Here is a 2,850-nt window from a genome sequence, read left to right on the forward strand (position 1 = left end):
CTATATAGTTGAACTATACAATAGGTATACATGGGCAGCAATAGACGAAATCTTTCTGTCGGTGTTAATCCATCTGTAAGGGCTTCTTTTCTCAAATTTTGTGAGGATGCTCAGTTTCAAAAGGGCGATGTTGCTGATGCATTGATCTCGTCTTTTCTATCCGGAAAATCTTTAACACCTAAACAATTGATTGAACAAGAGAGAGAACGCCTTAAAAAGGTTGCTTCAATTCAACCGACTCAAGTATCGACATCAGAATAAGATCCAGCCCCCACTCTGCCAAGATTCAGAGGCTGGTTATCCCCCAAGGAGACAAATAATGTCTAACGTATCAGTTCAAGTAATTACCGCAGAGACAGAGGATAATCTCACCGGAATTGTAATGGATGATGTTCCTCATCTCTATTGGTTAAGGATCTATCGGGCCCTAGGTTTGAGTCCTAGTCATGCACGTAAGGTCATCGAACGCCTAGAAGAAGGAAAGCACTTCATATCTTTCTCTAGACGCGAATTCAAAGAAAAATACCCCACAATGTCCAAACTGGACACTGTTATTGATAACCATGCATCGCGGGTAATTTTCATTAATACCGAAGGATATCACCGGGCAATAATGGAAATTGAAACCGGATATATCAAAAATCCTGTAGTGGCTGAAGCAGTAAATTCTAAGAAAAACCACATGGCATCGATCTACACCCGGTATCAGCAGGGTGAGACACTTTCCAAGGCTACTGACGAAACCCCGGCATTACCAGGTGAAGTAACTCATCCGGAGTATGCCCCGGTGGCCATCGTCCTTGAGGATCAGATCGCCATCTCCCGGATCATGATTGGTGAAGGGGTAGAACCAGGCATTGCAAAGGCTATGGCATTCTCAGTGACCGAAGAAATCACGCATTGTGGAGATGTTCTCACTCCCTGGAAGAATCTGATCGAGACTGATCCCCTTCTCCAGGAGCCAGCAACCCTGACCCCGACCGATATAGGGATTGCACTCGGGGGGAAATCCCCGATCGAGATTAACAAAACCTTGGTGAGACTCGGCTATCAACGGAAGATCGGGAAAGAATGGACACCGACTACATCCGGGAAACTGTATGCCAGATACGTACCTCAAGAGATCAAACACGACCGGGGCATTGTCAGGCACATGCAACTCCGGTGGTTACCTTCAATTGTTGAAAAGATCCGGTCATCAATATATTATCAGCAACAAGGTCAAACCGGGCTGTTTTTAGGTGAGGTGGTGGGATGACCTTCAAATTCTCTATTTCTGTATGTGAATTTCAACCGGGCTACGTACTTCGAGGATTCTCCCAAACAACATACTATCTGGATAAGGATGAATTGAGGGGATTGCAAAAAGAAATAACAAAGGCCATAGGTCCTGAAACTGGTGGGAAATCATGACACCTCTCTCCATCGTCAACTTGCAGATTCGGAACTTCATGCGGGTTGAGGCTGTTGAAATCTCACCGAATGGATCCCCCGTTATTCAGATCACCGGGAAGAATGCAAACGGAAAGTCATCGGTCATTAACGCCATATGGGCGGCTCTATGCTGGCGGGCTGCTATGGGTTCCATCCCTGAACCTATTCGGCGTGGCCAGGAATCGGCACAGGTAAGGATAGATCTCGGTGATCTCATTGTTACCAGGACCTGGAAAGAGGGCGGTAAGTCCTTATTGACCATTACGACCAGGGAGGGAGCAAAGTACCCGAGCCCTCAAAGCGTCCTGGATAGACTCGTCAGTGAGATCGGATTTGACCCTCTTGAATTCTGTCGGATGTCACCAAAAGACCAGCGGACGACCTTGATGAAACTCCTCAATATTGATTTCTCGGCTTTCGAAGAGGAACGGGCCGAACTCCTGCAGGAGAAGAATACTGCTGCCGCACAGGTTAACGGCCTGTATCAGCAGATCCGGGAGATTCCGGATATCCCTGAGGAAACTCCAGAAGAGGAAATATCAGCCGGTGATTTGCTCAAACAGTTACAGGATGCTCAGAAGGCCATAAACGAACACACCCAGCGACAGGCACAGTGCAGAGTTCTATATGAGGAAGTTGAGATCACAACAAAAAAGATCATTGATCTCGAGAACGAAGTCAAACGTCTCCGGGAACACCTGACCAAAAAGGATGCTGAGTACCAGGCACTTCGGCCTATCGTGCTCGCCTTCAAGGCTCCAGATGTTGAGGGACTGAATCAGAAACTTGGAAACATAGAGTCTATCAATAAGCAGGTCCGGCAAAAGCAGCAAAAAGCCTCTGTGCTATCTCGGTTACAACAGGCAGAGGCAGCTGTAGATAAGATTGCCGAAGCAATCCGGGACATTGATGATGACAAGAAAGAGGCGCTTGCATCAGCGAAGTTCCCGGTTCCTGAACTCGGATTTGATGAGTCCGGGATATTGTTTAACGGTATCTCATTCGCCCAGGCGAGTACGGCAGAGCAGATCAGGATAAGCATCGCCATGGGGATAGCCCTTAACCCTGACCTCCGGGTGCTGCTCATCCGGGATGGTAATGCCCTGGATAGTGACAGTCTGAAGATTGTTGAGGATATGGCCCGGGAGTATGAGATGCAAATCTTCATGGAGCGGGTCGATGGGTCCGGGGAAATTGGTGTGGTAATTGAGGACGGGACGATACGATCACCGGTGACTGATGCCCGACAGCAGGTGTTGGCATGAAATCTTCATATATTCTCAATAGTTTGATATTTGAGAGGCCTCATTTACCCCCTCTGCAAAGAAGGAGACTGCTGATAAATAAATAGGTTCATTGATCATTCGGACAAATTCTTAATTACTACCAATATAATGACTACAATAATTTATGAAA

At 46.9% G+C, this 2,850-nt stretch carries 2 protein-coding genes; both read left to right on the plus strand.

The window, feature by feature from the left end:
• Positions 1 to 319 precede the first annotated feature (319 nt).
• Positions 320 to 1,258, plus strand: coding sequence for a hypothetical protein (locus tag VN429_RS02770; RefSeq protein WP_325629547.1), 939 nt, complete (start codon positions 320 to 322; stop codon positions 1,256 to 1,258).
• A gap of 151 nt (positions 1,259 to 1,409) precedes the next feature.
• Positions 1,410 to 2,699 carry an AAA family ATPase gene (locus VN429_RS02775; protein ID WP_325629549.1) on the plus strand — a complete coding sequence of 430 codons (1,290 nt, stop codon included), beginning with the start codon at positions 1,410 to 1,412 and terminating at the stop codon, positions 2,697 to 2,699.
• Positions 2,700 to 2,850: the final 151 nt, after the last annotated feature.

Source organism: Methanospirillum sp. (assembly GCF_035560735.1).
Lineage (GTDB): Archaea > Halobacteriota > Methanomicrobia > Methanomicrobiales > Methanospirillaceae > Methanospirillum.